33 protein-coding genes, 3 pseudogenes and 1 riboswitch are annotated in these 25,439 nt (G+C 67.9%); of the genes and pseudogenes, 18 read left to right on the forward strand and 18 right to left on the reverse strand.

Going from position 1 to position 25,439, the window contains the following annotated elements:
• Positions 1-10: 10 nt before the first annotated feature.
• Positions 11-811 carry a sigma-70 family RNA polymerase sigma factor gene (locus HGG74_RS06195; RefSeq protein WP_168485491.1) on the reverse strand — a complete coding sequence of 267 codons (801 nt, stop codon included), beginning with the start codon at positions 809-811 and terminating at the stop codon, positions 11-13.
• Between the two features lie 319 nt (positions 812-1,130).
• On the opposite strand from HGG74_RS06195, the gene HGG74_RS06200 reads away from it, so the two are divergent.
• Positions 1,131-1,454 (forward strand): hypothetical protein, encoded by a 324-nt coding sequence (locus HGG74_RS06200; RefSeq protein ID WP_168485492.1) that lies wholly within the window; start codon positions 1,131-1,133, stop codon positions 1,452-1,454.
• Entirely contained in the window at positions 1,447-2,001 is a 555-nt protein-coding gene (locus tag HGG74_RS06205; protein ID WP_168485493.1) for an NAD(P)H-dependent oxidoreductase, read from the forward strand. Before HGG74_RS06200 ends, HGG74_RS06205 begins: the two co-directional genes overlap by 8 nt.
• Positions 2,002-2,021: 20 nt before the next feature.
• On the opposite strand, the gene HGG74_RS06210 is transcribed toward HGG74_RS06205, so the two are convergent.
• The 5 genes from HGG74_RS06210 to HGG74_RS06230 form a co-directional block, all read right to left on the reverse strand.
• Positions 2,022-2,354, reverse strand: a complete 333-nt coding sequence (locus tag HGG74_RS06210) for a DMT family transporter (RefSeq protein ID WP_168485494.1) — start codon at positions 2,352-2,354, stop codon at positions 2,022-2,024.
• 3 nt (positions 2,355-2,357) lie between these two features.
• On the reverse strand, positions 2,358-2,672 hold the full coding sequence (locus HGG74_RS06215) for a DMT family transporter (RefSeq protein ID WP_312856765.1): 315 nt from the start codon (positions 2,670-2,672) through the stop codon (positions 2,358-2,360).
• Positions 2,673-2,682: 10 nt separating this feature from the next.
• Positions 2,683-2,747, reverse strand: a riboswitch (guanidine-III (ykkC-III) riboswitch).
• A gap of 77 nt (positions 2,748-2,824) precedes the next feature.
• Positions 2,825-3,235: a hypothetical protein gene (locus tag HGG74_RS06220; protein WP_168485496.1), complete on the reverse strand. Its 411-nt coding sequence runs from the start codon at positions 3,233-3,235 to the stop codon at positions 2,825-2,827.
• Positions 3,236-3,307: 72 nt separating this feature from the next.
• On the reverse strand, positions 3,308-3,706 hold the full coding sequence (locus HGG74_RS06225) for a J domain-containing protein (protein ID WP_168485497.1): 399 nt from the start codon (positions 3,704-3,706) through the stop codon (positions 3,308-3,310).
• 128 nt (positions 3,707-3,834) lie between these two features.
• Positions 3,835-4,257 carry an Hsp20/alpha crystallin family protein gene (locus HGG74_RS06230; protein ID WP_168485498.1) on the reverse strand — a complete coding sequence of 141 codons (423 nt, stop codon included), beginning with the start codon at positions 4,255-4,257 and terminating at the stop codon, positions 3,835-3,837.
• 121 nt (positions 4,258-4,378) lie between these two features.
• Between HGG74_RS06230 and HGG74_RS06235 the strand changes: the two genes are divergently transcribed.
• A complete protein-coding gene (locus HGG74_RS06235; protein ID WP_168485499.1) occupies positions 4,379-4,696 on the forward strand; it encodes a MerR family transcriptional regulator in 318 nt (105 codons plus the stop codon).
• Here the strand turns inward: HGG74_RS06235 and HGG74_RS06240 are convergent.
• On the reverse strand, positions 4,693-4,917 hold the full coding sequence (locus HGG74_RS06240) for a hypothetical protein (protein WP_168485500.1): 225 nt from the start codon (positions 4,915-4,917) through the stop codon (positions 4,693-4,695). The genes HGG74_RS06235 and HGG74_RS06240 overlap by 4 nt on opposite strands.
• A 104-nt stretch (positions 4,918-5,021) precedes the next feature.
• Between HGG74_RS06240 and HGG74_RS06245 the strand changes: the two genes are divergently transcribed.
• The 3 genes from HGG74_RS06245 to HGG74_RS06255 all read left to right on the forward strand — a co-directional run bounded on the left by HGG74_RS06245 (position 5,022) and on the right by HGG74_RS06255 (position 7,231).
• Positions 5,022-5,237 carry a hypothetical protein gene (locus tag HGG74_RS06245; protein WP_168485501.1) on the forward strand — a complete coding sequence of 72 codons (216 nt, stop codon included), beginning with the start codon at positions 5,022-5,024 and terminating at the stop codon, positions 5,235-5,237.
• A 117-nt stretch (positions 5,238-5,354) separates the two neighbouring features.
• Positions 5,355-5,693 (forward strand): hypothetical protein, encoded by a 339-nt coding sequence (locus tag HGG74_RS06250; RefSeq protein WP_168485502.1) that lies wholly within the window; start codon positions 5,355-5,357, stop codon positions 5,691-5,693.
• Between the two features lie 125 nt (positions 5,694-5,818).
• Complete coding sequence (locus HGG74_RS06255) at positions 5,819-7,231, forward strand: cation:dicarboxylate symporter family transporter (protein ID WP_168485503.1); 1,413 nt, start codon at positions 5,819-5,821, stop codon at positions 7,229-7,231.
• 62 nt (positions 7,232-7,293) lie between these two features.
• Here the strand turns inward: HGG74_RS06255 and mscL are convergent, their stop codons facing one another.
• Positions 7,294-7,722, reverse strand: a complete 429-nt coding sequence (gene mscL / locus HGG74_RS21415) for a large conductance mechanosensitive channel protein MscL (RefSeq protein ID WP_168485646.1) — start codon at positions 7,720-7,722, stop codon at positions 7,294-7,296.
• A gap of 267 nt (positions 7,723-7,989) precedes the next feature.
• Positions 7,990-8,268, reverse strand: a pseudogene (locus HGG74_RS21425) (transposase); the annotation flags it as partial.
• Here HGG74_RS21425 and HGG74_RS06265 point away from each other — a divergent pair.
• On the forward strand, positions 8,170-9,429 hold the full coding sequence (locus HGG74_RS06265) for a pyridoxal phosphate-dependent aminotransferase (RefSeq protein ID WP_168485504.1): 1,260 nt from the start codon (positions 8,170-8,172) through the stop codon (positions 9,427-9,429). The pseudogene HGG74_RS21425 and the gene HGG74_RS06265 overlap by 99 nt on opposite strands.
• 140 nt (positions 9,430-9,569) lie before the next feature.
• Positions 9,570-10,430 carry a pullulanase X25 domain-containing protein gene (locus tag HGG74_RS06270; protein WP_168485505.1) on the forward strand — a complete coding sequence of 287 codons (861 nt, stop codon included), beginning with the start codon at positions 9,570-9,572 and terminating at the stop codon, positions 10,428-10,430.
• A 60-nt stretch (positions 10,431-10,490) separates the two neighbouring features.
• Here HGG74_RS06270 and corA read toward each other — a convergent pair whose 3' ends face one another.
• Positions 10,491-11,465, reverse strand: a complete 975-nt coding sequence (corA, locus tag HGG74_RS06275) for a magnesium/cobalt transporter CorA (RefSeq protein ID WP_168485506.1) — start codon at positions 11,463-11,465, stop codon at positions 10,491-10,493.
• A 101-nt stretch (positions 11,466-11,566) separates the two neighbouring features.
• Here corA and HGG74_RS06280 point away from each other — a divergent pair, with 101 nt between their 5' ends.
• The 5 genes from HGG74_RS06280 (at position 11,567) to HGG74_RS06300 (ending at position 15,730) form a co-directional block, all read left to right on the forward strand.
• Entirely contained in the window at positions 11,567-11,845 is a 279-nt protein-coding gene (locus HGG74_RS06280) for an acylphosphatase (RefSeq protein ID WP_168485507.1), read from the forward strand.
• A 118-nt stretch (positions 11,846-11,963) separates the two neighbouring features.
• Positions 11,964-13,403 carry a cation:dicarboxylate symporter family transporter gene (locus HGG74_RS06285; protein ID WP_168485508.1) on the forward strand — a complete coding sequence of 480 codons (1,440 nt, stop codon included), beginning with the start codon at positions 11,964-11,966 and terminating at the stop codon, positions 13,401-13,403.
• A 334-nt stretch (positions 13,404-13,737) separates the two neighbouring features.
• Positions 13,738-14,190, forward strand: a complete 453-nt coding sequence (locus HGG74_RS06290) for a hypothetical protein (protein ID WP_168485509.1) — start codon at positions 13,738-13,740, stop codon at positions 14,188-14,190.
• Between the two features lie 411 nt (positions 14,191-14,601).
• A complete protein-coding gene (locus tag HGG74_RS06295; protein WP_168485510.1) occupies positions 14,602-14,979 on the forward strand; it encodes a hypothetical protein in 378 nt (125 codons plus the stop codon).
• A 205-nt stretch (positions 14,980-15,184) separates the two neighbouring features.
• On the forward strand, positions 15,185-15,730 hold the full coding sequence (locus HGG74_RS06300) for an AMIN-like domain-containing (lipo)protein (protein ID WP_168485511.1): 546 nt from the start codon (positions 15,185-15,187) through the stop codon (positions 15,728-15,730).
• A 91-nt stretch (positions 15,731-15,821) separates the two neighbouring features.
• Here the strand turns inward: HGG74_RS06300 and HGG74_RS06305 are convergent, their stop codons facing one another.
• Both HGG74_RS06305 and HGG74_RS06310 read right to left on the reverse strand, forming a co-directional pair.
• The gene (locus HGG74_RS06305) at positions 15,822-17,702 is read right to left on the reverse strand and encodes a penicillin-binding transpeptidase domain-containing protein (RefSeq protein ID WP_168485512.1); all 1,881 of its coding nucleotides are present in this window, start codon (positions 17,700-17,702) and stop codon (positions 15,822-15,824) included.
• 189 nt (positions 17,703-17,891) lie between these two features.
• Entirely contained in the window at positions 17,892-18,356 is a 465-nt protein-coding gene (locus HGG74_RS06310) for a DUF4383 domain-containing protein (RefSeq protein ID WP_168485513.1), read from the reverse strand.
• 120 nt (positions 18,357-18,476) lie between these two features.
• Between HGG74_RS06310 and HGG74_RS06315 the strand changes: the two genes are divergently transcribed.
• Entirely contained in the window at positions 18,477-18,674 is a 198-nt protein-coding gene (locus tag HGG74_RS06315; RefSeq protein WP_168485514.1) for a DUF2795 domain-containing protein, read from the forward strand.
• Positions 18,675-18,695: 21 nt separating this feature from the next.
• Here the strand turns inward: HGG74_RS06315 and HGG74_RS06320 are convergent, their stop codons facing one another.
• Complete coding sequence (locus HGG74_RS06320) at positions 18,696-19,277, reverse strand: TetR/AcrR family transcriptional regulator (protein WP_168485515.1); 582 nt, start codon at positions 19,275-19,277, stop codon at positions 18,696-18,698.
• Positions 19,278-19,483: 206 nt separating this feature from the next.
• Between HGG74_RS06320 and HGG74_RS06325 the strand changes: the two genes are divergently transcribed.
• A complete protein-coding gene (locus HGG74_RS06325) occupies positions 19,484-20,302 on the forward strand; it encodes an amino acid ABC transporter substrate-binding protein (protein WP_205761491.1) in 819 nt (272 codons plus the stop codon).
• A 35-nt stretch (positions 20,303-20,337) separates the two neighbouring features.
• Positions 20,338-21,429: pseudogene (locus HGG74_RS06330) on the forward strand (IS630 family transposase).
• Positions 21,430-21,534: 105 nt separating this feature from the next.
• Here HGG74_RS06330 and HGG74_RS06335 read toward each other — a convergent pair.
• The 4 genes and pseudogenes from HGG74_RS06335 to HGG74_RS22100 form a co-directional block, all read right to left on the reverse strand.
• Complete coding sequence (locus HGG74_RS06335; RefSeq protein WP_168485516.1) at positions 21,535-21,693, reverse strand: hypothetical protein; 159 nt, start codon at positions 21,691-21,693, stop codon at positions 21,535-21,537.
• A 24-nt stretch (positions 21,694-21,717) separates the two neighbouring features.
• On the reverse strand, positions 21,718-22,032 hold the full coding sequence (locus HGG74_RS06340) for a zinc-binding metallopeptidase family protein (RefSeq protein ID WP_168485517.1): 315 nt from the start codon (positions 22,030-22,032) through the stop codon (positions 21,718-21,720).
• A 17-nt stretch (positions 22,033-22,049) separates the two neighbouring features.
• Positions 22,050-22,373: a hypothetical protein gene (locus tag HGG74_RS22095; protein ID WP_312856772.1), complete on the reverse strand. Its 324-nt coding sequence runs from the start codon at positions 22,371-22,373 to the stop codon at positions 22,050-22,052.
• A pseudogene (locus HGG74_RS22100) lies at positions 22,372-22,524 on the reverse strand (hypothetical protein); the annotation flags it as partial. The gene HGG74_RS22095 and the pseudogene HGG74_RS22100, both read right to left, overlap by 2 nt.
• A gap of 152 nt (positions 22,525-22,676) precedes the next feature.
• Between HGG74_RS22100 and HGG74_RS06350 the strand changes: the two are divergent.
• Positions 22,677-23,342 (forward strand): amino acid ABC transporter permease, encoded by a 666-nt coding sequence (locus HGG74_RS06350; RefSeq protein ID WP_205761493.1) that lies wholly within the window; start codon positions 22,677-22,679, stop codon positions 23,340-23,342.
• The gene (locus tag HGG74_RS06355; protein WP_168485518.1) at positions 23,329-24,138 is read left to right on the forward strand and encodes an amino acid ABC transporter ATP-binding protein; all 810 of its coding nucleotides are present in this window, start codon (positions 23,329-23,331) and stop codon (positions 24,136-24,138) included. The genes HGG74_RS06350 and HGG74_RS06355 overlap by 14 nt, the downstream gene beginning before the upstream one ends.
• On the opposite strand, the gene HGG74_RS21430 is transcribed toward HGG74_RS06355, so the two are convergent.
• The coding region (locus HGG74_RS21430; RefSeq protein ID WP_246262701.1) for a glycogen debranching protein at positions 24,135-25,439 on the reverse strand (1,305 nt) is incomplete at its 5' end. The two genes, HGG74_RS06355 and HGG74_RS21430, sit on opposite strands and share 4 nt — an antisense overlap.

The raw sequence follows: 25,439 nt of genomic DNA on the forward strand, positions 1-25,439 counted from the left end.
GGCGGCTGCCTCAGGCTGACCGGGCCGCGGACGAAGTGCCGGAACCGGCAGGTTCGCCGAGCAGGTGCCCCTGGAGCTTGACCAGGACCGCCGCCAGCATCCGCGAGACCTGCATCTGGGTCATGCCCAGGCGCTCCCCGATCCGCTGCTGGCTCTCTTCGTGGAAGTAGCGGTAGAAGAGCAGCCGCCGTTCGCGCCCGCTGAGCTGGCGCAGGGCCGCCCGGAGCATCACCCGGGTCTCCACCGCTTCCAGCCGTCCGTCCCAGCCGCCAAAGGATTCGGCCGGTTCCCGGCCCTCCAGCGGCGCCTCGAGGGAATCCGGCCGCAGGCTGTTCCGGCTGGCCAGCGCCTCGGCAACCGCCTGGCGGGAGACGCCTAGCTCGGCGGCCAGTTCCGCCTCCGTCGCCTCGCGGCCCAGCCGCTGGGCCAGCTGCGGGGCCGCCTTGGCCAGATCCGTGCGCAGGTCCTGCACCCGGCGCGGCGGCCGGATCATCCAGCAACTGTCACGCAGGTAACGCTTCAGCTCCCCCGCGACCGTGGGCGAGGCATAGGCCGGAAACGGGGTGCCCCGCTCCGGATCGAAACTGCGCACTGCCTTCAGCAGGCCGAGACGGGCCACCTGCCGCAGGTCCTCCAGGTCGCGTCCGGCGCCCTCATACCGCCGGGCCGCAGCCTCGGCGATGTCCAGGTACTCCAGTACCAGTTCTTCCTCCAGCGCCTTGCGCAAGGCCCCCGGGCACCGGCGGGCGCGGCGGAACGAGTCCAATCCGGTGCTGCCGGCGGCTTCCTGGCGGTTCGTGACAAGCGACATAGCCGTTTGTTTCCTATCCGTCGAGTGGCAGTTGACCCTTCTGCTCGACAGAAAAACATAAGCTTGCTTATAAAGCAATTGCTTGCCGGTTCAAACACCCTGTGCCGCGCCGCAGAAACAGGCCTGCTGCGGCGGATCCGGCGGCGAGCGGCGGCCCGCGGGGCCCACGCTACTCCGGGCGCGGGCGGCTGTCCATGATCCGGCGGCGGCCCGGCCCGGACCTGTGCAGATTTGCCCGCCGGGCGTAGCCTAGGAACCTACGGATCCGCGGGCTGTCACGCTGTCCGCGGCCACAGCAACCACAGCGCAGGACGGCAGCATGGCAACCTCGGCGTTTTCCGGCGGATCCTCCGGTACGGGGCAGGCGGGGCACCCCTGGTGGTCGGTGATGCTGGGCGTTGCCGGCCTGCTGCTGCACGGCGGCTCCGCGCTGTTCTATATTTCGGCCAGCCTGATCGCCCCGCTCTACGGTGTGCTCGCGCTGCAGCTGGTGTGGATTGTCCTGCTGGTGGCCGGCCTGCACCTGATGCGCCGGAACCCGCCCCTGACCCTGTTCGTGCCGGCGGCGTCCCTGGTGGCGCTGGCGGTGCTGGCCTGGTTCGGCGGGGCCTTCCTGGGCTGGGGGCCGTCGATGCATGGCTAGCGCCGGTGCGCCCGCCGGGGCAGGCTCCCTGCGGGTGGCGACCTTGGACGGGAGCTATTTCCCGCCGTCGGCAACCACCATGCTCCTGGAGCTGGCGGTCCGGGAGCTGGGCCGGCACCGCCCGGTCAGCCGTGAGGAGATCAGCGTGGCCGAGCTGGGGCCGGGCTTCACCTCGGCGTTGTCCCGGGAAGAGCTGGCACCGGCGGTGCTGGGCCGGCTGCGGGCCTTCGAAACAGCGGACGCAGTCATTGCGGGCAGCCCGGTGCACCAGGGCTCGTACTCGGGCCTGTTCAAGCACTTCGTCGACTTCGTGGAGCCGGGAGCCGTGGCGGAGACCCCGGTGCTCCTGGTGGCCAGCGGCGGCAGCGACAGGCACCTGCTGATGATCGACCACCAGCTGCGTCCCCTGTTCGCCGCCCTGCAGGCCTTCGTGGTGCCGGCTGCCGTCTTCGCCTCGGCCGGGGACTTCGACGGTCTGGTGCTGGTCAATAACGGCCTGAACCGGCGGATGAACCGGGCCGTCGCCGGCCTGCTGCGGCTGTTGTGACCGGCGGACCGGACTGTGTGTCAGTCCTGGTCCGGCTTGCCGTCGGCGAACTTCAGTCCAATGACACAGGCAATGATCCCGGCCAGGAAGAGCAGCTTCAGTGGTCCGGCCTCCTCGCCGCCGGACAGCACGGACCAGGCCACCGTGAGCACTGCCCCCAGCCCCGTCCAGACCGCATAGGCAGTACCCAGCGGCACGCCCCGCATGGCATAGCCCAGGCCTGCCATGCTCAACACCATGCCGGCGAAGAACACCGCAGTGGGCAGAGGCTCGGTGAACCCGTTGGACATGCCCAGCGCGGTGGCCCAGACAGCCTCCAGGGCGGCGCTGGCCAGCAGCACGGTCCAGTGCATGGCCTAACCCACCACCTTGAGGCCGACGACGCAGCCGACGATACCGGCCAGCAGGGCCGCCTTGAGCAGCGATGCCTTCTCGGCCCCGGTGGCCATGGCCACGGCTGCGGTCAGCACCGCCCCGATCCCCACCCAGACCGCATACGCCGTTCCGACCGGCACGGCCGTCATAGCGTAGGCGAGTCCGGCCATGCTGGCGGCCATTGCCGCCACGAAAACCATGCTCGGACCGGGCCGGCGGAAGTTGTTGGAAGCTGCCAGCGCCGTGGCCCAGACAGCCTCGAGCACACCGGCCAGGACCAACACGATCCATTCCACGAGAGAATCCTTTGGCCAGTCTTGTCGCTCACCGGGTACTGAACCGTCGTCCGGGGGCCGGCTTGCGGGCCCTACCGGAAATGTAGCAAAAAATTGGACGGCCGGGCGGGAGGGCAACGCTGCCCTCATCCCGCCCGGCCGCCGGCATACCGTCAGGACCCGGGGCCGAAGATGAATTCCTCGGCATGGGCCACGGCTTTCTTGAACGAATCGTTGCGCAGGGCAGCCTGCTGCTCGTCGGTTTCCTCGCCGGATTCGACGTACTGGGTGAAGCCCGGGCGCAGGACCCAGATGCCGCCCGCCGGCGGCAGGTAGAACACGGCGAAGGACCGGTTCTTGCGGTCATCCTGCCACACCGGCACGACGGCGACGGCAGCGCCGGTGTCGACGTTGATCCACTGTGCGCGCGGCCTGGGCTGCTCTTCGTCATAGACGCTGGGGTCCAGGAACGGCGCAGTGCCCTCGCCCCAACGCTCCTCGAAACGTTCGTGGAAAATGGGAAACAGGTTGTAGTCATACCGGCGCCAGCTGCTGTGTGCGGCGCCTTGCCCGTTGCCGTGCATGACGGCGGACTCCTTTCGACGGTGGAACCTCGTAGCCGGTGGACCTCATGGGTGCAGGTGGCAGCGGCGCGCTCACCACGGGAACCGGCCCCGCAGCAGGTACTCCAGCAGCTGCCTCAGATCGGGCAGCGGGTCGTGCCGCGTCTGCCGCGGCGGGAAAATCCAGACCGTGTCGCCGGCCTGCACCGGCGGCCGGTCCGGCAGCAGCGGGTCCGACGGCGCGCGGCGCGGCGGCTTGGGCGCTGTCGCCCGGTCATAGGCGGCGCGGCGCGCGGGATCCCCCAGCACCTCGTAGGCCTTCATGACCGCGTGCAGGTCCGCCACCGGGGCCGGCTCGCCTTCCCCCGGCTGTGGCTGCAGGTCCGGATGGAAGCTGCGCATCAGCCGGCGGTAGGCACGGCGGATCTCCTCCTGGCTGGCCGTCCGCTCCACCTGCAGGACGGCGTACAGATCCGGACGTGGACCGTTCACGCTGACCCCTGCCTTTCCCGACCTCGCTGCGCCGCCTTGCCCGGCGGGCCGGGCCTGCCGGACAAGGCGCACGGCTGCCGGCCGCCTGCGGCCCCTTTGTCAGGTCCGCGGGCAGCCGGCCGGTGGAACTAGGCGTTGATTTGCTGCTGCTGGCCGCCGGTAGCGACCTCGATCTTGCGCGGCTTGGCCTGCTCGGCGACAGGCACCCGCAGGGTCAGCACGCCGGCGTCGTAGCTGGCCTTGACGTTGCCGGTGTCCAGCGTGTCACCCAGGATCAGCTGGCGGCTGAAGGTGCCGGCCGGCCGCTCCTCGGCGAGCATTTCGGCGCCCTCGGGAGCCCTGGCCTTCCGCTCGGCGCGGACCGTGAGCACGTTCCGCTCCACATCCAGGTCGATCGACGCCGGGTCGACCCCGGGCAGGTCGAATTCGACGATGAATTCATCCCCCTCGCGCCAGGCGTCCATCGGCATCACCGCAGGCCGGGACGGGGTTCCGAAGACCTGCTGGGTCAGCCGGTCGAGCTCCCGGAACGGATCAGTGCGCATCAACATGGTTGCCTCCTTCAGTTCTTCGTTACCAAGCCAAGTGTCAGGAAATCTATATTCGCTGACGCAGATATTATAGATCCAAAGTGTAAGATTTATGCAAGTGGAAAGTGAGGTGAAGGCCATCATGAAAACCCCCGGATCCACCCGTTCCGCACGCGGGGTCTACGGCATTTCCGTCGCCGCCGACCTGGTCGGCATGGGGCAGCCGACCCTGCGGCTCTACGAACGCAAGGGACTGGTCGAGCCCGAGCGGACCAGCGGCGGCACCCGCCGGTACAGCGAGGACGACCTCGAGCGGCTCCGGCGCATCGGGGAGCTGGTCGGCGCGGGCCTGAACCTGGCCGGCGTCGAGATGGTCCTGCGCCTGGAAGCGGACAACCGCCGCCTGAGCCGGGACCTGGCCAGGGCGAGGTCCCGGCAGAACTCCCGGCCGGAGGACTAGGAGCCGTCCCGCGGGATGTTGCGGTTGGCCGGGCGGACGCGGAACGCGGCGAACCGTCCGGTCATGGCCGCGTCCAGGTCGCCGGGGCCGGCCTTGGTGCCGTGCCGCCAAGTGAGTTCGGTGAACGCGTCCGGGGCGGCCAGGGCCAGGTCCTTGGCGCAGACGGGGGCATCCTGGTAGCGGACGGTGTGCGGCCGGGGCCCGCGCCCGGTGTAGTCCATCAATGCCGGCGGGCTCTGGGCATCATGAGCCTCATGTGTGCGGGATGTCCTGAAACCCTCACCACCCCTGCCCGGCCGGGGCCGGCGCTGCTACCCTCTCCCCCATGGATTGGGTCGCCGCGGCAACCAGCCCGGCCGTCGAGACGGCCTCGGAAACCGACTGGCTGGGGCAGGGCCTGCTGGCCGGGGCTTTCGTGGTGGTCGGCGCGCTGATCAGTACCGGCGCCGCCTGGCCGCACGATGAGCACAAGGCCTGGCCCGATGTCCCGCGCCGTTGGGACGCGGACATCCGCACCTACGGGCGAAATTCCTGGCCCTGACGGACGCTTGGTTCAAGGCCCTAAAAGACCTTGAGCGGCAGCAGGTGATTGAGGACTTGAGGCCAGCCGGCGAGGAGATTTCCGATGCCGTCGGGAATGCCGTCAGGAGTGCAGAGGGTGGCCAAGGAATTCGAGCTTCGGGAGGCCACAATGGCTGCGCGCCGGGTCGGCGGACAGCTTGAATTCATCGCCCCGACACCGGTGCTGGAGGCCATGTCCACACTGACGCTGCAACTGTACGGATACCTGCCCCATGCCATCCACCCGGACGATTTCCGCGGCTTCATCGCCGTCGGCGAGGAGGGCAGCGCCACCGGAGCTCCGGTCATCGTCCGCTTCCTGCACACCGACGGAAGCTACGGCCGCTACGAAGTCTCCGCCAGCAACGGGCACTTCAGCAGCCGCAGCGAACGCTACGTCATCGTCAGCCTCTCCCCCATGGTCGGCGCCGGCTGACCTGGTCAGTTTTACGCCGGGGACGCCTGTGCCGACAGGCTGTTGTCCCTGTTCTATGGTGCTGCGGTTCGAGCGGTGCGAAATTTAATGGATCAGGAGGACCACTTCGGACAAAGGAGCTTCCTATGTCTTCCACTCCGCAGCTTCCCGCGGAACAACCTTCTCCGAACGGCCGCTCTGTCACGAAAAAGGACCGGACCCACTTCCTGTACATCGCGGTCATTGCCGCCGTGGTCCTCGGTGCGATCCTCGGTTTCGTGGCCCCTGAGCTGGCCGTCGCCCTGAAGCCGCTCGGCACGGCCTTCATCGCGCTGATCAAGATGATGATCGCGCCGGTCATCTTCACTACCATCGTGCTGGGCGTCGGATCGATCGCCAAGGCCGCCACAGTCGGCAAGGTCGGCGGGCTGGCGCTCGGGTACTTCCTGCTCATGTCCACGTTTGCCCTGGCGATCGGACTGGTGGTCGGCAACATCATCCAACCAGGCGCGGGACTGGACTTTTCCGGCACGGGCGCATTCGAAGCCCCGGAGGCGGAAGGAGAAGGCGGAACGGTCGACTTCATCCTGGGCATCATCCCGACGACGATGGTTTCCTCGCTGACCGAGGGCAACATCCTGCAGACCCTGTTCATCGCACTGCTCGTGGGCTTCGCCCTGCAGAAGATGGGCCCGACGGGTGCGCCGATCCTGACCGCCGTCGGCTATATCCAGGGCCTGGTGTTCCGGATCCTGATCATGATCATGTGGCTGGCGCCGATCGGCGCGTTTGGTGCGATTGCCGCCGTCGTCGGTGAAACCGGGATGGACGCGATCATCAGCCTTGCCACCTTGATGATCGCCTTCTACGTCACCTGCATCCTCTTCATCGTCCTGATCCTGGGGACGCTGCTGAAGCTGGCCACCGGGGTCAATATTTTCCGGCTGATGCGCTATCTGGCACGCGAATACCTGCTGATCGTCTCCACGTCATCATCGGAGGCGGCGCTGCCACGGCTGATCGCCAAGATGGATCACTTTGGCGTGGACCGGTCGGTGGTCGGCATTACGGTGCCCACCGGCTACTCCTTCAATCTGGACGGTACGGCCATTTACCTGACCATGGCGGCCCTGTTTGTCGCCGAGGCGCTGGGAAAGCCCTTGCAGATCGGCGAACAGATCTCACTGCTGGTGTTCATGATCATCGCGTCCAAGGGCGCCGCCGGTGTCAGCGGCGCAGGGTTGGCCACGCTGGCGGCAGGCCTGCAGTCGCACCGGCCGGACCTGGTGGAAGGCGTCGGACTGATCGTCGGGATTGACCGGTTCATGTCCGAGGCCCGGGCGCTGACCAACTTCACCGGAAACGCCGTCGCCACGGTGCTCGTTGGAGCGTGGACGCAGGAATTCGACCGAGGCCAGGCCGAGAGGGTCCTCTCCGGGCAAGCTCCCTTCAACGAGGCAATGGTTAGCGAAGAGCACACCTACACAGCCCACGAGGAGGTCCTGACCCCGGCGCGCTCGGGCAAGGAGGGGATGTACATGAGCGAGGAAGAGGACTGACTGCCCGGGTCAATGGAGACCCTCCAGCCGGCGGGAAGGTCTCCTGCATGAGCCGACCCGGGTTACCGGTCGGCTCGCAGGGAATCGCGGATTTCGGTCAGCAGCGCGGTCTGCGGACCCACGGCTTCCTCTTCCTTGGCGATGCCCAGCATGCGGTTGCGGCGTTCGACGAGGTGGTTCATCGGAACGATGATGACGAAGTAGACGGCGGCGGCAATGAGCAGGAAGTTGACGATGGCGGTCAAGAGGACGCCGAACTGGACCAGGTTGCCGTTGAAGTTCCAGGCCGCGAAGCTGTCGAAGTTGGGGGACCCGACCAGTCCTGCGATGAATGGCATCAGGACGTTCTTGACGAGCGCGTTGATGACGGCGCCGAAGGCCGTACCGATGATCACGGCGGTGGCAAGGTCAATGACGTTGCCCTTCATGATGAAATCTCTGAATCCCTGCGGGTTGTCCCCGTCCCGGCCGGGTGTCAGGATCACGTCCATGGGCAGGCCGCGACCGTCCACGGCCAGGTGGATCTTTGAACTCAGTCCGCCCCGGGAACGCCCAATCCCTTCTCCGTCCACTGCGATGGCCTCGACCGCGGGTTTGCACCCCCCTTTTTCCTGGCTCCGGCAGCATGCTGATGGGCCCGGACAATGGTCGAATCGATGCTCAGGATCCATTCGACCTCCCCGACGGCGTCGTCCTTGACCACTGCCTCGGCGAGGATTTTCTGCCAAGTGCCGTCCAGGGTCCAGGGTCCACTTGCGCAGGCGTTCGTGGGCGGTCTTCCACGGCCCGTACCGTTCGGGCAGGTCCCGCCAGGGAGCCCCGGTGCGCAGCTTGAACAGGATCGCGTTGATCACCTGCCGGTGGTCCCGCCACTGCCCGCCGCAACGAACCGGTCCCGACCTGCGCCGGGACGCGTCGGGTGTGTGAAAAAATGGACCATGCGCCCGATGCAGTACTCCAGCAAGCTCAACAACGTCCGGTACGAACTCCGCGGCCCCATCCTGCAGGCGGCCAAGAAAATGGAAGCCGAAGGCCACCGGATCCTGCGCATGAATCTGGGCGACCCGGCGCCGTTCGGCCTCGAGGCCCCCGAGTCCATCGTGGTGGACATGATCCACCACCTGCGCGAGGCCCAGGGGTACAGTGATTCCAAGGGGATCTTCTCGGCCCGCACGGCAATCTCGCAGTACTACCAGACGCGCGGGCTGATGCAGATCGGCGTGGAGGACATCTTCCTGGGCAACGGGGTCAGCGAGATGATCTCCATGACCCTGCAGGCGTTCCTGGAAAACGGGGACCAGGTGCTGATCCCGGCGCCGGACTATCCGCTCTGGACCGCTTCGGTCACCCTCTCGGGCGGCGAAGCCGTGCACTACCTCTGCGACGAGGACAACCAGTGGTGGCCGGACATGGCTGACGTGGCAGCGAAGATCACCGACCGCACCCGCGCGATCGTGATCATCAATCCCAACAATCCCACCGGTGCCGTCTATCCGCGGCACATCCTGGAACAGTTCGCCGAACTCGCCCGCCGGCACGACCTGGTGCTCTTCTCGGACGAGATCTACGAGAAGATCCTCTACGAAGACGCCGTTCATATCCACACCGCCTCCGTGGCCCCCGACCTGCCGGTGCTGACCTTCAGCGGCCTGTCCAAGGCCTACCGGATGCCCGGCTACCGCGCCGGCTGGGTGGCGGTCAGTGGCCCGCGCACGGCTACGGCGGGCTACCGGGAATCCTTGGAACTGCTGGCATCGCTGCGGCTGTGCGCCAATGTGCCTGCCCAGCATGCCATCCAGACATCGCTGGGCGGCTACCAGAGCATCGAGGACCTGGTGAAGCCCGGCGGCCGGCTGCGCGAGCAGCGGGATCTGGCCTGCCGGCTGCTGAACCAGATCCCCGGCGTCAGCTGCGTCCCGGCCGCCGGGGCGATGTACCTCTTTCCCCGGCTGGACCCGCAGGTCTACCCGTTCACCAACGATGAGCAGTTTGTCCTGGACCTGCTCCAGGACCAGAAAATCCTCATCTCCCACGGCACCGCCTTCCACTGGCCGACGCCGGACCACTTCCGCTTCGTCATCCTCCCGTCCGCGGAAGACATCGAGGAGGCGGTGCGCCGCATCGGGGTGTTCCTCAGCGTCTACCGGCAGAAGGCGGCCGCCACCGCGGCGGCAGCTGCGGATACCGTCCGGAGCTGACCGGCCGGCAGCCCCTTAGCCGAACATGGCCTTGGTGCGCAACACAAGGCCATGAAACGCCGTAATTACCCGCAAAGACATGCGATGTTCACGCCAGGATGGAAGACTGCTGTCACATCGTAAGTGACCGGAGGTGCACTGTGAGCGCTAACGCTCAGGAGAACAACGCAAGACGGCTCAAAGCCGTGCTGGACAGCCTGGCCCGGGCGGGGCAGGAAACGAAAGTGGGCGGCAGCGCCGTGCTGGCCGAGGCCATTGGGCTGTTCCCGCTGAATGCCCAGGAAAGCGAACTGCTCTCCGGAGGTGTACCCCGCGGCCACAAGACCCTGACCGCCGCCACCACCAGGCTGGTCAAGGCCGGCTGGCTGGTCAAGGGCCGGGGCGGCTGGAGCATCACCGAGGAGGGGCTGCGGGCGACCGTGGCCTTCCCCGATGCCGTCTCCCTGGCCACCGCCCTGGCCGAGGGCACCCCCGTGCCGGCCGGCACCCCGCTGCCGGAGCAGGCTCCGGCCGAGGCCGCCGCAGTCCTGGTGGAGACCGTGCAGCTGGTGGACGCCGTCGAACAGGCAGAGTCAGCCGAACCGGACCGGACAACGGCCGACAGCACCGGAAAAGGCAGTGAAGAAGGCACGGAAGACGGCACGGCCGGGGCCGCCGCGGCCGGACTGCCCGCGGCTCCCGAGGAGGCGGCCTACCCGCAGCCGGAGGCCGTCGCGCTGGCCGGCGATTTTGGAACGCTGATGGGCTGCCCCGAGGACTGGCAGCCAAAGTTCGACGAGGTCCAGATGCGGCTCGACCCGGCAGACCAGCTCTGGAAGCTGACCGTGGACCTGCCCGCCGGCTTCTACAGCTTCAAGGCGGCCCTGAACCGCTCCTGGGACGAGAACTACGGTGCCTTTGGCCAGCCCAACGGCAGCAACCACGAGCTGCACCATCCCGGCGGCCCGGTCACGTTCCGCTATGACCACCGGACCAAGGACATCACCACCAGCCGGCCCTGAGGCAGCTTGCGGGCGGGGCCGCCGGTCCCGCCCGCAGCCAAGGCCGGCCCACCGGCTGGTTCACAGCCATTTGTTGCGCTTGAAGGCCATGTAGAGCCCGACGGCGATGGCCGCCATCAGCGCCAGCGCGAACGGGTAGCCCCAGACCCAGCGCAGTTCGGGCATGTCCTCGAAATTCATCCCGTAGACGGCGCCCACCAGGGTGGGCGCGAAGAGGATGGCAGCCCAGGAGGAAATCCGCTTCATGTCCTCGTTCTGGCGCTGGGCCACCAGGGTGGCATTGACGGCCAGGGCGTTCTGCAGCAGGGCGCGGAAGCCGTTGGCGCGGTCCACGATGCGCAGCACGTGGTCGTGCACGTCGCGCAGGCGCTGCTGCAGTTCCAGCGGCAGCCCGTATTTGTCCGCTCCGCGGGCCAGCGACGCGAGCATCTCGTTTAGGGGCTGGGTGGCCCGCTGGAACTCCATGACCTCGCGGTGAAGCTGGTAGATGCGGCGGGAGACTTCCGGCTCCCCGTGGAAGAGCTCATCCTCGATCTCGTCGATATCGTTTTCCAGCCCCGCCACCACCGGCGCATACTCGTCCACCACCTGGTCCAGGATCGCATAGAGCACCGCCTGCGGACCGAGGGCCAGCAGGCCCGGGGTCTGTTCCAGGCGCCGCCGCACCTGCGCCAGCTGGGGGGACTCGGCATGCCGGATGGTCACCACGAAGTCCGGGCCGGCGAACACATGCAGCTCGCCGAACTCGACCATCTCCACGTCGTCCAGGTACCGGGCGGGCCGGAGCACCACAAAGAGGGTGTCGCCGTAGCGCTCCAGCTTGGCCCGCTGGTGGCCGGAAAGCGCGTCCTCGACGGCGAGTTCGTGCAGCCCGAATTCCTGCGCGACCATCCGGATGCTGTCGATCTCCGGCCGGTAGAAGCCGATCCAGGCCATGCCCGCACGCTCGCGCATGATCTCGAACGTCTCGTCCAGGCTGGCAGGGCTGTCCGTGCGCCTGCCGTCCACATACACACCGTTGTCGACCAGCGTCACCTTTACTCCTTGCACGCGTCCGGGCGCCGCCGGGGCTGCCCGCTACTGGACAATGTACCCCGCTCTTCCCGTCCCTCCAGGCCGGGCGCTACCGTGGGCCCATGGATGGGAAGCTCGAACGGCTCTCGGCCACTGTCGCCGGGCATGTGCAGGGTGTGGGGTTCCGCTACTGGACGCGCAGCCAGGCCGAACGGCTCGGCCTGGACGGACAGGCGGTGAACAGTCCGGACGGCACCGTCAGGATCACCGCCGAGGGTCCGCGTCCGGCGCTCGAACGGCTGGTGGCGCTGCTGCGGTCCGAAGCTCCCGGCCGGGTGGACCGGGTGGACACCGGCTTTGCCGAAGCCACCGGCGGATTCCGGGGCTTCGACGTCGGCTGAGGCAGGGGAAAACGTCCAGTCCACCGTGGCGGCCCGGGGGCGGCAGTGGGACATTAGGAGAAGGCAGGCCCGCCTATCTTCCGTCACTTAAGGGAGGCTGCCATGGCACCCTCGGCGCATGTTCCTCCAAGCGGGGGCACCGGTGCCTCCGGAAGGAACCGGCAACACCACCAGCACCACCGCGGTCCGGAAGAAGGACAGGACGCACGTCCTCTACGTGGCGGTCATCATTGCCGTGCTGCTGGGCATCGCGGTCGGCCTGCTGGCACCGGCCCTCGGCCAGGCACTCAGACCCCTGGGTACCGGCTTCATCGCCCTGATCAAGATGATGATCGCGCCGATCATCTTCTGCACCATCGTGCTCGGCGTCGGTTCCATCGCCAAGGCCGCCACCGTCGGCAAGGTCGGCGGGCTGGCACTGCTCTACTTCATGGCCATGTCCACCTTCGCCCTGGGCATCGGCCTGGTCGTGGGCAACCTGGTCCAGCCCGGCGAAGGCCTGGACATCACCGGCACCGGGTTCGAGGCCGGCGGGGAGGAGGCCGAGGGCACCGTCGACTTCCTGCTCGGCATCATCCCGACCACGCTGCTGTCCTCCCTGACCGGGGAGAACATCCAGCAGACCCTCTTCGTCGCCCTGCTCGTCGGGTTCGCGCTGCAGAAGATGGGCCCGTCCGGCCGGCCGGTGCTGCGCGCCATCGGCCACATCCAGGCCCGGGTCTCCCGCATCCTGGCCATGGTCATGTGGCTGGCCCCGATCGGCGCCTTCGGTGCCATCGCCGCCGTCGTCGGTGATACCGGCATCGGCGCGATCATCAGCCTGGGTACGCTGATGCTGGCCTTCTACATCACCTGCATCCTGTTCATCGTGGTGGTGCTGGGAACACTGCTGAAACTGGTGTCCGGCGTCAACATCTTCCGCCTGATGCGCTACCTGGCCCGCGAATACCTGCTGATTGTCTCCACCTCGTCCTCCGAGGCGGCCCTGCCGCGGCTGATCGCCAAGATGGACCATGCAGGAGTCTCCCGGCCGGTGGTCGGCGTGGTGGTGCCCACGGGCTATTCGTTCAACCTCGACGGCACCGCGATCTACCTGACCATGGCCTCGCTGTTCGTGACCAGCGCCCTGGGCACCCCGCTGGCGCTGGGCGAGCAGATCTCGCTGCTGGTCTTCATGATCATCGCCTCCAAGGGTGCCGCCGGCGTCACCGGCGCCGGCCTGGCCACGCTCGCCGGCGGCCTGCAGGCCCACCGCCCGGACCTGGTGGAAGGGGTTGGCCTGATCGTGGGCATCGACCGGTTCATGTCCGAGGCCCGCGCCCTGACCAACTTCACCGGCAACGCCGTCGCCACCGTGCTGATCGGCACCTGGACCCGCCAGCTCGACACTTTCCAGCTGGAAGAAGTCCTCTCCGGACACGATCCCTTCGACGAGACCACCATGAACGAGGACCACGCCTACGTCGAGGCACAGGAAAACCGCGAGGCCGGAGCAGGCCAGGAGCAGCTGCCCGGGGTGGAAGCCGCGGCCCGGAAGGACGCCCGGCAGCATCACTAGGCAGCCGCCCTGCCCGCTGTCCCGGGCAGGGAAATCCCACGCCCACGGTGCGGTTTCCGGGGTACACAGAAGTGCCGGTTTGCACTAAGGTCTATTCCACTTCATAACCACACCGTAGGGGCACGGTGTGGTGCGCAGGAGGCACGGATCCTCCGAGGGATGGCAACCTCAGGCAATCCGACGGCACGGGGCGGGGCGGCCCCAGGATTCCTTCCGGTTCCCAGCGAGCGGCAGCGGCGACAAGAGCGCCGGGGGCCCGCCATGCCGTCCGATGATGAGGCGGACGTGCCTTCCGCGTCCAGGCCTCCGGAACAGCACGGAAGCAATGGGCCTCATGAAAACTTCAGCAACATGGCGCCTGTGGTTGATCATCACCGGTGCCGTCCTGGGACTCCTCGCCACGATGGGGGTTGCGGCACCTGCCACTGCCGCTGTTGCCGCCCACTCAAGTAGCTACGATCACAGGGACCGCGACCACGACCGCGAGTGGGACGATTGGGACCACGGGCATGATGACGACGAAGACGCCGAACTGACTCTGCGCATCTTCCGCGACGGGGACTACAGGATCAGGGGCGAAGACTACGACGCCCGCCGGGTCCATGTCTGGCTGGTCAACGTATCGCGCGACCGCGTGGTCGAGCACTACCGCGTCCGGACCGACGACGGCGAATTCACGATCCGCGACGGCGAAGTACGTTGCGGCCGCACCTACAAGGCAGTCAGCTTCAGCCGTGCCGATGGCTGGGAAGTGAGCAACAAGGTCAGCTTCCGGTGCCATGACTGACAAGTGGCAGCCGCAGCGTAGCGCCCCTTGGAGGGCATGACCTGCAACCAGCGGGGAGGACCGGATTTTCCGGCCCTCCCCCGTTTGTCCGGCCACAGCTGCGCAGCCGGCCAGGGCCGACAGGGGCGGCTTTTTGCCTGCGGGGCTGTCATGGCCCTCCGCCATACCCTACGATTGAGGAACACCGCGGGGGGCGCGGTGCACGCACCGGAGGGAGAATCCGCCTGGCGACTGACGCCCGGGGGAATGCTGCACGTTCGGTGCCCGCTGGAGGGAGCGGCCCGCGGGCCGCTCCGTCACACAGCGGCGGCCAGGCAGGCGCCGGGGCACCGGCCGGGCCGCCGGACCCAGGAAGCGGGCGTGGGGCCCGTTTCCGCGGCAACCCGGACATGCACGGAAGCAGTTGGCACCATGAAGACTTCGGCAACCTGGCGTCTGCTGATCATGACCGCAGGCATCCTGCTGGCCCTCCTGGCCGGACTCGGCACGGCCGCTCCGGCCTCGGCAGCAGACGGCAACCTTACAGGAAGCGGATCCTCGCTGTCCCTGAGCATCTCCCCCAACGGCAGCTACAGCGTCCGGGGAAGCGGCTATTCCGCCCGGACCGTGCATGTCTGGGTGGTGAACATCCGCACGGACCGGGCAGTGAACCAGCGATCCGTGAAGCCGCGGCGCGGCGCGTTTTCCTTCTCCGGCAGCGGGCTGGGCTGCAATTCCACCTACAAGGCCGTCAGCTTCAGCAGGCTGGACGGCTGGAACGAAAGCCTGGTTGTCCAACGGACCTGCTAGCGTTCGAATGTTCCCCACTCCTGCGGGGCAGCCCGTATTGCGGAACGGCCACGGGACCGTAACGTTCGGCACGCACCCCTGCCGGAAGGCTGCCGGAACGGCCCGGACTGTAACGATTAAAAGTTGCTTGTTCCCAGACCCCTCGCAGCACCACCCGACGCATTATCATAGTTGAATCATTCTCGCAACTTTGAGGTGGTGCGTCATGAAAAAACTACCCGCATGGCTGGCAGTACTGCTGCTGGTCCTGGGTCTGGGGCTGGTGGCACCAAGCACGGCCAGCGCAGCCCCGTATTGTGGAATCACCTGGGGGTCGCAGGCCAAGACCAAGTCCCTCATGGTCCAGTCGCCGATCATCAATGTCCGTTCCGGCAGGCACGCCTGCTTCGACCGGCTGGTGGTCGATCTCAAGGGCAAGGCCCCCGGCTACACCGTCCGCTACGTCAAGACGGTCCATGCCGAAGGATCCGGTAAGGCAATCCCGCTGCGCGGTGCCGCCGACCTGAGCATTACCGTCCGGGCTCCCGCCTACAACAGTGCCGGCAAGGCCACGTATGTGCCCAAGAACCGCAAGGAACTGGTCAATCTCGCAGGTTACCGGACCTTCCGGCAGGCCGCCTGGGGTGGCAGCTTCGAAGGTGTCACCACTATCGGACTGGGCGTGCGGGCCCGGCTGCCGTTCCGCGTCTTCACGCTGAAGGGCCAGAACAACGTGTCGATGCTGGTCATCGACGTCGCCCACCGCTGGTAGCCGGCACCGGCACAGCAGGCAGGCGCACGGCAGGCGGCGGCCCGGGGGACCGCCGCCTGCCGCTGTCCGCGGCCGTCCGGCGGCCGGATCCTCAGCCGGCGGCGGCCTGGAGGAACTGCTTCACCATCGGCGCCCCGGTAACCGACCCGAGGTCGCCGTCCTCCACGAACACGGCCACGGCCAGGTCCCCCTGGGCCGCGATCACCCAGGAATGGGTCTTCAGCGGCGCGCCGGAACCGTACTCGGCGGTCCCGGTCTTGCCGATCACCGGCTCGCCCGGCAAGTCCGCGAGGCTGGCCAGATAGCCGTCGGTCACCGCCGCGCGCATCATGGTGCGCAGCTGCCCGGCTTCCTGCCCGGTCAGTTCCGGAACATCCGGCAGCCTGGCCTCCTCGTCGTGCCCCTCGACCAGCTGCGGCACCACGGCTTCGCCCTTGGCCACCGAAGCCATCAGCGCTGCCAGTGCCAGCGGCGACACCTGCACCCTGCCCTGGCCGATCATCGACGCCGCATGGGCCGTGCCGGTCTCGTCACGCGGAACCTCGCCAAAGTACGCCTCGAGGCCGATCTCCGCCTCCATGCCGATCCCCAGCGCCCCGGCCGCCTCTGCCAGCTGCTCCTGCGGCAGGTTTCCGAACTGGGAGACGAACGCGGTGTTGCACGAATGCGCGATCGCCTCGGTCAGCGTAATCGTCCCCGTGTAGGCCGCCGGGTAGCCGTCCGCATTCTCGAACCTCCTGCCGTCGGCAGCGAACCGCGGATCGCACTGCACCGTGGATTCCGGCGTTTTGCCCTGGCGCAGCAGCGCCAGCGCCGTGGCGACCTTGAAGGTGGAGCCCGGCGCATACCGGCCCAGGAAGGCGGTGTTGTAGCCTCCGCTGTCCGGGCCGTTGGCGGCGGCGAGGACCGCGCCGCTGGAGGGACGGATGGCCACGATGGCACTGGGCGACGTGATGTCCGCCAGGATCTTCTCTGCAGCGCTCTGCAGCCTGGGCACCAGAGTGGTCCGCACGTCCGTTCCGTCCACCGGCTCGGTGGCGTACAGCTCCCGGGACGGAGCCTTGGCACCTTCCTCGGCCGGGGTGCCGACGGCGCTGATTGTCAGGCCCGGGGTCCCGGACAGCTGATCGTTGAAGGATGCCTGCAGCCCCGAGGCGCCAACCAGCTCGCCCCGGGTAACCTTCCCCCCGGACTTTTCGATGTCCTCGGCGGTCGCCTCGCGGACCGACCCCAGGACGGCGGAAGCGAATTCCCGTGTGGGGGCCAGCGGGAGCGACCGGGAGAGCGCGGTCGCTCCCTTGATCGCCTCCAGAGCGTCCTGGTCCAGTTCCCGGTAGGCAGCCTCGCGCAGGGTGATGGCTTCCACGAAGGCCTCCGGCCCGTAGCCGGCCACCGTCTGCGCGTACTCGCCGGCATCGATTCCAACGACGGCGGCCAGCGCCCGGGCCGAATCCTCGGCGCGTCCGGCGGACAGACCCGCCTTGTCGATGCCGACCACCTTGACCGGGCGGTCTTTCACGATTGCCGCGCCGCCGGCGGCCAGAATGTTGCCGCGCCGAGGTGCGGCAATGTCCAGGGACAGCTTCTCGCCTTCCTGAAGGGAAGGCTCGACGACGGCCGCCGACCAGCGGATGTCCCAGGGCTTTTCCGGATCGTCCGTGCGCTGCATCTCGGCAGCAGCGGCATAGGTCCAGTCCTGCTCGGTGTCCGGCAGATCCCAGGTGTAGTTGAGCGTGGCCCGGGCAGCATCCCCGCCGGTCCGGCTCACCTCGCCCACCGACACCTTGGGCTCGAGCGGAGCCATCCCCTCCGTTGCCTCGTCGAAGGCGGCCTGGACCTCGGCAGCCGCAGTGGTAAATTCCAGCTTCTCCAGGTTGCCGGCCGTCAGCGCCGCCGCCAGGGCCTCCGCAGTGGAACGCCCATCGTCCTTCGGAGCGCAGGCCGTGCCTGCCGCCACCAGTGCCAGGGCCAACAACGTACCTGCCGTGCGTCGAAGCATGTTCCTCCCCGAAAGCGTCGCTACTCCCCCTCTAGTCTGCACCAAGGGCACCCGCGCCACAGGCACCGACGTCTCAGGCAAAGCGCGGCAGGCGCAAAACAGTGGCGGCGCCGGGCGGCGCCGCCACTGTTCCGGGACGGGGCTCAGGCTCCTGACGGCAGGTCAGGTGCGTCCGGCCTCCCGATGCTCCCTGGTGAGCGCCAGACCCAGGGCGACCATGCCCGCACCAAGGACGAAGTGAAGCCAGTTGTCCGCGGTGTTGACCGGGACGAAGTTGGCCGCAGTCTCGTGGCCGATGATCAGGCCGTACAGCCAGAGCACCAGGTAGACCACGCCGCCCCAGATCAGATAGTTGCGGGAACCGGAAACACTGCGGGCCATCGCCAGCCCGGCCACGCCGAAGAGCAGGTGGACGATGTTGTGCAGGATCGAGACCTGGAACACACCGAACAGCATTGCTTCGGACTCATGTCCGGCAAAGGACATCAGGTTGTAGTTGGTGGTGACTCCGGGGATGAACCCCAGGATGCCGACAAGCAGGAAAACCACGCCGACGGCCATGGCGGCCTTCTGCACATTCGTGTATACGTGGCCTCGAGCACTGGCATAGTTGGATGATGCGGTCATTACATTCCTCCATTCGAAGGCGGCCGCCCACAGGACGGCCTCTGGTTAACGGCGGAGCCGCGCCCATACCTCTATACTAAGTGAGCTTATGGATTTTCGCTCTACCGAAGGGTAAGGAAAATGGCCGACAAGCCCAATCCAATACAGATCCAGAAGGCTCTCGGCGGGGTGGACTACCCGGCCTCCGCGGAGGACCTGGTCCGGAACGCCGAGCAGTCAGGCGCGGACGAGGCGGTGCTTGAGGCGCTGCGGAAGCTGCCAAGGGGCCCTTACGAGACCCCCGCCGACGTCAGCAAGGCGGTTTCGGAGTCGGCCTGAAGCACCTGGGGCCGGACCGCATCAGCGGTGCTGGTTGATGAGCAGGCGTGCCATGACCTGCGCCCGCGCGGCGGCGGCCAGGTCCCCCTCGGCGGCGGAGATGATCGAGCCCTTCATCAGGATGTGCCACGAGCGGGCAAAGTCCTCCGGATCACGCAGGCCTGCCTGCTCCGCGAACCCGCTCACATACTCCCGGATCCGGGCCAGGTAATCGATGCTGGCCCTGCCCAGTGGGTGGTCCGGACCCATTTCGAGCAGCACGTTGATGAAGGTGCAGCCTTCGAAGTCGCGGCGGCGGAACCAGTCCCCGAAAACGTCGAAAATGGCCAGCAGCCGCTCCTCCGGGGTGCTCCCCCGCCGGGCGGCCGAGGCCATGATCACTTCCTGGGTCCAGACCTCCTCGCGGCGCTGCAGGAACGCCAGGACCAGGTCGTTCTTGGACGGGAAGTGCCGGTAGAATGTCGCCTTGGCCACGCCCGACCGAAGGATCAGTTCATCCACCCCCACATCCCGGATGCCGCGGGCGGAGAACAGCTCGTAGGCGGCCTGCAGCACGCGTTCACGCGGCCCTGCCGGCGGCACCGATACTGCTGTGGTTGCCATAGCCAACAATTTTACCGAAATTGACGGCGAGACAGACAGGTCTTTCCATTTGCCGGACGGCGGCGTAGAGTGGAGTGAGCAACAACGCCGCGCGCCTTCCCCCCAACGGGCGCCGGGTTGGGCCCCCGGAATTCCCCCAATCTTCCGGGGGCTGCTCTCTTTCCGGGCCCGTGCTTCCCGGCCGGTCCGGCAGCAAGGAGCCCATCATGAAAGTCCGCGTATCCGCGCTGCTTGGTGCTGCGGCCCTGGTCCTGGCAGCCGCCGCCTGCGGCTCTCCCGCGGAGTCCGGCGGCACCGCGCCGCCCCGTGCGGCGTTGGGCACCACCTTGCAGCAGGTCAGGGACGCCGGCGTACTGAGGGTGGGCACCGAGGGAACCTACCGGCCCTTCTCCTACCATGAGGATGGAGCCGGCGGGCTGACCGGTTACGACGTCGAAGTCGTCACCGCCGTCACGGACAAGCTGGGGGTGGAATCACAGTTCGAGGAAACCCAGTGGGATGCCATCTTCGCCGGCCTGGAGGCCGGCCGCTTCGACGTGATCGCCAACCAAGTAACCATCAATGACGAACGCAAGGCCAAGTACGAGTTCTCCGACCCCTACACCGTCAGCCGCGGCGTAATCGTCACCCGGGCGGACAACACCGACATCGCCTCGTTCGCCGACCTGAAGGGCAAGACCACCGCGCAGTCGCTGACCAGCAACTGGTACCAGCTGGCCAAGGATTCCGGTGCCCGGGTCGAGGCGGTGGAGGGCTGGGCGCAGTCCGTCTCGCTGCTGGAGCAGGGCCGCGTGGACGCCACCATCAACGACAAGCTCACGTACCTGGACTACCAGGCCACCAACCGCAACGCGGACATCAAGATCGCCTCCGAGACGGAGGAGACCTCCGAGGCCGCCCTGGCCTTCCGCAAGGGCAGCACCGACCTGGTCGAGGCCGTGAACCAGGCGCTGGACGAGCTGCGCGCCGACGGCACGCTGGCCAGGATCTCGAAGAAGTACTTCGGCGAGGACGTCAGCAGCTAGTGGCCTGCCCCTGAAATCCGCTTCCTAATTGTAAAATGGGGCATGGCGACTGTCGGGAGGCCCCTGTGGAACTGTCGGATGGGGAGCGGACGACGCTGACGCGGTGGGCGCGGCGGGCGAAGTCCTCCCAGGCGCTGGCCGTGCGGTCAAAGATCGTGCTGGCCAGCGCCGAGGGCCTGACGAATAAGGAGGCCGCGGCCCGGTGCGGGGTCGAGCCGCACACGGTGGCCCGGTGGCGCCGGAGGTTCCTGGACCAGCGCCTTGACGGCCTGGTGGATGAGCCGCGGCCGGGCCGTCCGGCCACCATCACCGTCGAGCAGGTCGAGGACGTGGTGGTGGCGACGCTGGAGTCCGTGCCGGAAAACGCGACGCACTGGTCGCGGGCGAAGATGGCCAGGCGCACCGGCCTGTCCAAATCCACGATCGGACGGATCTGGAAGACCTTCGAACTGCAGCCGCACCGCGCCGACGGGTTCAAGCTCTCCACCGACCCGCAGTTTGTGGACAAGGCCTCTGACGTGGTCGGGCCCTGACTGAACCCGCCCGAATCGGCCGTGGTGCTGTGCGTGGATGAGAAGTCCCAGGTCCAGGCGCTGGCCCGGTCCCAGCCGGCCTTCCCTTTGATGCCCGGGATGCCGGAGAAGCGCACGCACGGTTCCATCCGGCACGGCACCACGACCCTGTTTGCCGCACTGAACACCGCCGATGGGTCCGTGATCTCCAGCCTGCACCGCAAACACCGGGCCGCGGAGTTTGAAAAGTTCCTGGCCAGGATCGAGGCCCAGGTCCCGGCCGGCCTGGAGATCCACCTGATCTGCGACAACTACCAGACCCACAAGACGCCCGCGGTGCGGGCCTGGCTGGCCAGCCACCCCCGCTTCCATGTGCACTTCACCCCGACCTATTCTTCCTGGCTGAACCAGGTCGAACGGTTCTTCGGCTTCGTCACCGAGGACCTGCTCCGGCGCAGCGACCACCGCTCCGTCCAGGCCCTCGAGGCCGACATCCGCGCCTGGGTCAAGGCATGGAACGAAAACCCCACACCCTTTACCTGGACCAAGACCGCCGAACAGATCCTCGAATCCCTCGGACGACTTCTGAACCGGATTTCAGGCGCAGGACACTAGCACCGGGGCCCCGCCGCGAGCGGAGCGAGCAAAGAGAGCTGCCAGGGGTCCCCGCACGCTGAGCGTGCGGGGCAGACAGCGAACGGGGAAGGTGCGACGCTAAGGTCAGTCTCCGACGGCGCCCAGCATCCTGGCCGCGCCCACGTACATCGCCGCCAGCACCCGGGCTGCGTGTTCCACCGCCACATCGGAGGGCAGGAACGAGGCCGAGTGCAAGGCCCTGCGCTCCCGGCCGCCGGCCTGGTCCACGCCGAGGAAGGCCATCAGGCCGGGCACCTGCTGCGTGAACTAGGCAAAGCCGTCCGAGTCGCAGCGGCTCCGCGGACGCCAACCCGGCCCGGCCCGTTCCAGCCACGGGAGGGCATGCTGCACCAACGAGGCATCGTTGACCAGCACCGGTTCGCCGGGGGTAATGGCAACGCTGGCCCGGGCCCCGGAGGCCTGGGCCAGGTGTTCGGCACAGCGCCGCAGCGCGGCGTGCTGCAGTTCCCGGTCCGCGGCGTCCATCGTCCGCGCAATGCTGCCGAGCACCGCCGAATCCGGGATGACGTTCGACGTAGAGCCGGCGGCCAGCCGGCCTACGGTCAGGGCCGTGGCCTGCACGGGTGCCCGGCAGGCTTTCAGTGGACACCGGCGTACCTGAGGCACTTGGCGCCCCCGTCCAGCCCCTTGAGCCGGCGCATCTCGTACAGCTTGAGCGCGCGCTGCGCGTCCTCGCCGACCTCCTCGATTGGCCGGTCCAGCCCCTCCGGCGCCGGCAGCCGCTGCCGGATCCCTTCGAGCCCGGCACGGATCAGCAGTCCCATCACCAGCCACGGGTTGCCGGTCGCGTCCGCGGCACGGAACTCCAGGTTCAGCTGGGCGGCCGGGTCCCGGCCGCCCAGCCCGATGGCCGGGCGGCAGCCGGAGCATCGCCTCGCGGTTGTGCCCGCCGAGGAAGGCATGCGTGGCGGACCAGCGGCCGGGTGCCAGCCGCAGGTACGAGACTTCGCTGGCGGCGGTGAAGGCGAGCAGCGCGCGGGCGGCACCCAGCCGCACCTGGTTTCCAGATCCAGCTGGGCCAGCGGCATGGCCCGGCCCCGGGTGATGGCGCACAGGTCGTTGGTGGCGATGAATGCCAGTTCGTGCTCGGCCATCCGGTCCTCCTGGGCTGGGTCCTTCACGCGCGCTGGGCCGATTCAACCACCTTGGACCGGCTACGGGAAGGCCCGGACTGCTTCCCGGCGCGGGTGTACTAGCGTAGGCCTATGGATGTGGACTGGGAGCTCTTCCTCAGCTCGCTCTGGCCCATCGTCCAGGGTGGCCTGACCGGAACCATCCCGCTGTCCCTGGCTTCCTTCGCCCTGGGACTGGTGCTGGCCCTGCTGGTGGCCCTGATGCGGCTGGGCGGCAGCCGGATCCTCGCCGGAGCGGCCCGGGCGTACGTGTCCATCATCCGCGGCACGCCGCTGCTGGTGCAGCTGTTCGTGATTTTCTACGGCCTGCCCTCGGTGGGCGTGGTGATCGATCCGTGGCCCAGCGCGATCATCGCCTTCTCGCTCAATGTCGGAGGCTATGCGGCGGAGGTGATCCGGGCGGCCATCCTCTCGGTCCCGAAAGGGCAGTGGGAGGCCGCGCACACCATCGGCATGTCCCGCCGCCAGGCCCTGCAGCGGATCATCCTGCCCCAGGCCGCCCGGGTTTCCGTGCCCCCGCTGTCCAACACGTTCATCTCGCTGGTCAAGGACACCTCGCTGGCGTCGCTGATCCTGGTCACCGAGCTGTTCCGGCAGGCACAGCAGATCGCCGCCTTCAGCCAGGAGTTCATGCTGCTGTATGTGGAGGCCGCCCTGGTGTACTGGGTCTTCTGCCTGGCCCTTTCCGGCGGCCAGTCGTCCCTGGAGAGGAGGCTGGGCCGCTATGTCGCCCACTGACCAGCCGCCGGGCCCGGCGCAGTCCGGTCCGCCGTCGTCCGCGGCCCGCGTGCTGACCGTGAGCCGGCTGCGGAAATCCTTCGGCACCCACCAGGTGCTTCAGTCCATCGACCTGGCCGTGGACCAGGGGCAGGTCCTGGCACTGATCGGCCCGTCCGGCTCCGGCAAGACCACCGTGCTGCGCTGCCTGAACGGGCTGGAAATCCCCGACGCCGGCACCGTTGCGTTCGGCGGCGGTCCAGCCGTGGACTTCGGCCCGCCGGTGCCGCGCCGGCAGCTGACGGCCCTGCGCGACCGCAGCGCCATGGTCTTCCAGCATTACAACCTGTTCCCGCACATGAGCGTGCTGCAGAACGTCATCGAGGGCCCGGTGCAGGTGCAGAAGCGGCCCCGGGCCGAGGCCGTGCGCGAGGCGGAGGAACTGCTGGCCCGGGTCGGGCTGGCGGACAAACGGGACCACTATCCGCACCAGCTCTCCGGTGGCCAGCAGCAGCGGGTGGGCATCGTCCGTGCGCTGGCACTGCGGCCGGCGCTGCTGCTCTTCGACGAGCCGACCTCCGCGCTGGATCCGGAGCTGGTGGGGGAAGTGCTGACCGTGATCAAGGAACTGGCCGAGGAGGGCTGGACCATGCTGATGGTCACCCACGAGCTGGCCTTCGCCCGCGAGGTAGCCAGCGAAGTGGTGTTCATGGACGGCGGCGTGGTGGTCGAGCGCGGGCACCCTGACGTGGTGCTGCGCGATCCGCGCGAGGAGCGCACCCGGCGGTTCGTCGCCCGGCTGCTGAACCCGTTCTAGGTGCCCTGCTGCTGACGGTGGTCCGTCCGCCGAACCACCGTCCTGGCCCGCACGCTCCGGGTCAGGATGGCGAGGGAAGCCGCCACGGAGTGGTCGGGTTCCTCCGGGGGCGGTACGTGGGCCCGGAGCACGAGCACCGACTTGGCGGCCACGTCGATCTTTTCGTCCGCCTGCAGGATCCTGCTGTCGGCTCGCTGGCCGGCCGTATCCAGGACCTGCTCCCACTGCGCGGAGTATTCGGCGGGAGGAAGGGTGAACACCACAACTTCTTCGCTCGAGTTGAAGTACAGCAGGAAGTTGTCGTCGGTGATTTCCCGCCCGCGGTCGTCCTTGCCGATCCAGGCCCCGTTGTAGAAAACGCCCACCGCCCGGGCCAGTTCCGCGTCCCAGTCCTCCGGGAGCATGGGTGAGGCATCCACGTTCAGCCACACGATGTCGGGCAGGCGTTCGCCTTCGGCGCGGCGCACGGGGCGCCCTTCAAAAAACCGGCCCCGCCGGAACGTGGGATGTTCGTGACGCAGCTTGCTCACCGCCGCCGCGAACCCGGCCAGCGGGCGGTCTGCGTCTTCCCAGCGCACCCAGGTCAGTGCCGAGTCCTGGCAGTAGGCGTTGTTGTTGCCGTTCTGGGTCCGGCCCAGCTCGTCCCCGTGGGAGATCATCGGCACGCCCTGGGAAAGCAGCAGGGTGGCCAGGAAGTTGCGCTGCTGGCGGGCCCGCAGCGCCAGCACCGCCTCGTCGTCGGTGGGCCCCTCGACCCCGCAGTTCCAGGACCGGTTGTGGGACTCGCCGTCGTTGTTGTCCTCGCCGTTGGCCTCGTTGTGCTTCTCGTTGTAGGAAACCAGGTCCCGCAGCGTGAAACCGTCGTGCGCAGTGACGAAGTTGATCGAGGCGACGGGCTTCCGGCCGGAGCGTTCATACAAATCGGCCGACCCCGCCAGCCGGGAGGCGAACTCCCCCAGCGTCGACGGCTGGCCGCGCCAGAAGTCGCGCACCGCGTCCCGGTACTTGCCGTTCCACTCGGTCCACAGCGGCGGGAAGTTGCCCACCTGGTAGCCGCCGGGCCCCACGTCCCAGGGCTCGGCAATGAGCTTGCACTGGGAGACCACCGGGTCCTGCTGGACCAGATCGAAGAAACTGGCCAGCCGGTCCACGTCGTAGAACTCGCGGGCCAGGGTGGAGGCCAGGTCGAAGCGGAAGCCGTCCACATGCATTTCCGTCACCCAGTAGCGCAGCGAGTCCATCAGCAGCTGCAGCGAATGCGGACTGCGCACGTTCACCGTATTCCCCGTGCCGGTGTAGTC

The sequence above is a fragment of the Arthrobacter mobilis genome, assembly GCF_012395835.1.
Taxonomy (GTDB): domain Bacteria; phylum Actinomycetota; class Actinomycetes; order Actinomycetales; family Micrococcaceae; genus Crystallibacter; species Crystallibacter mobilis.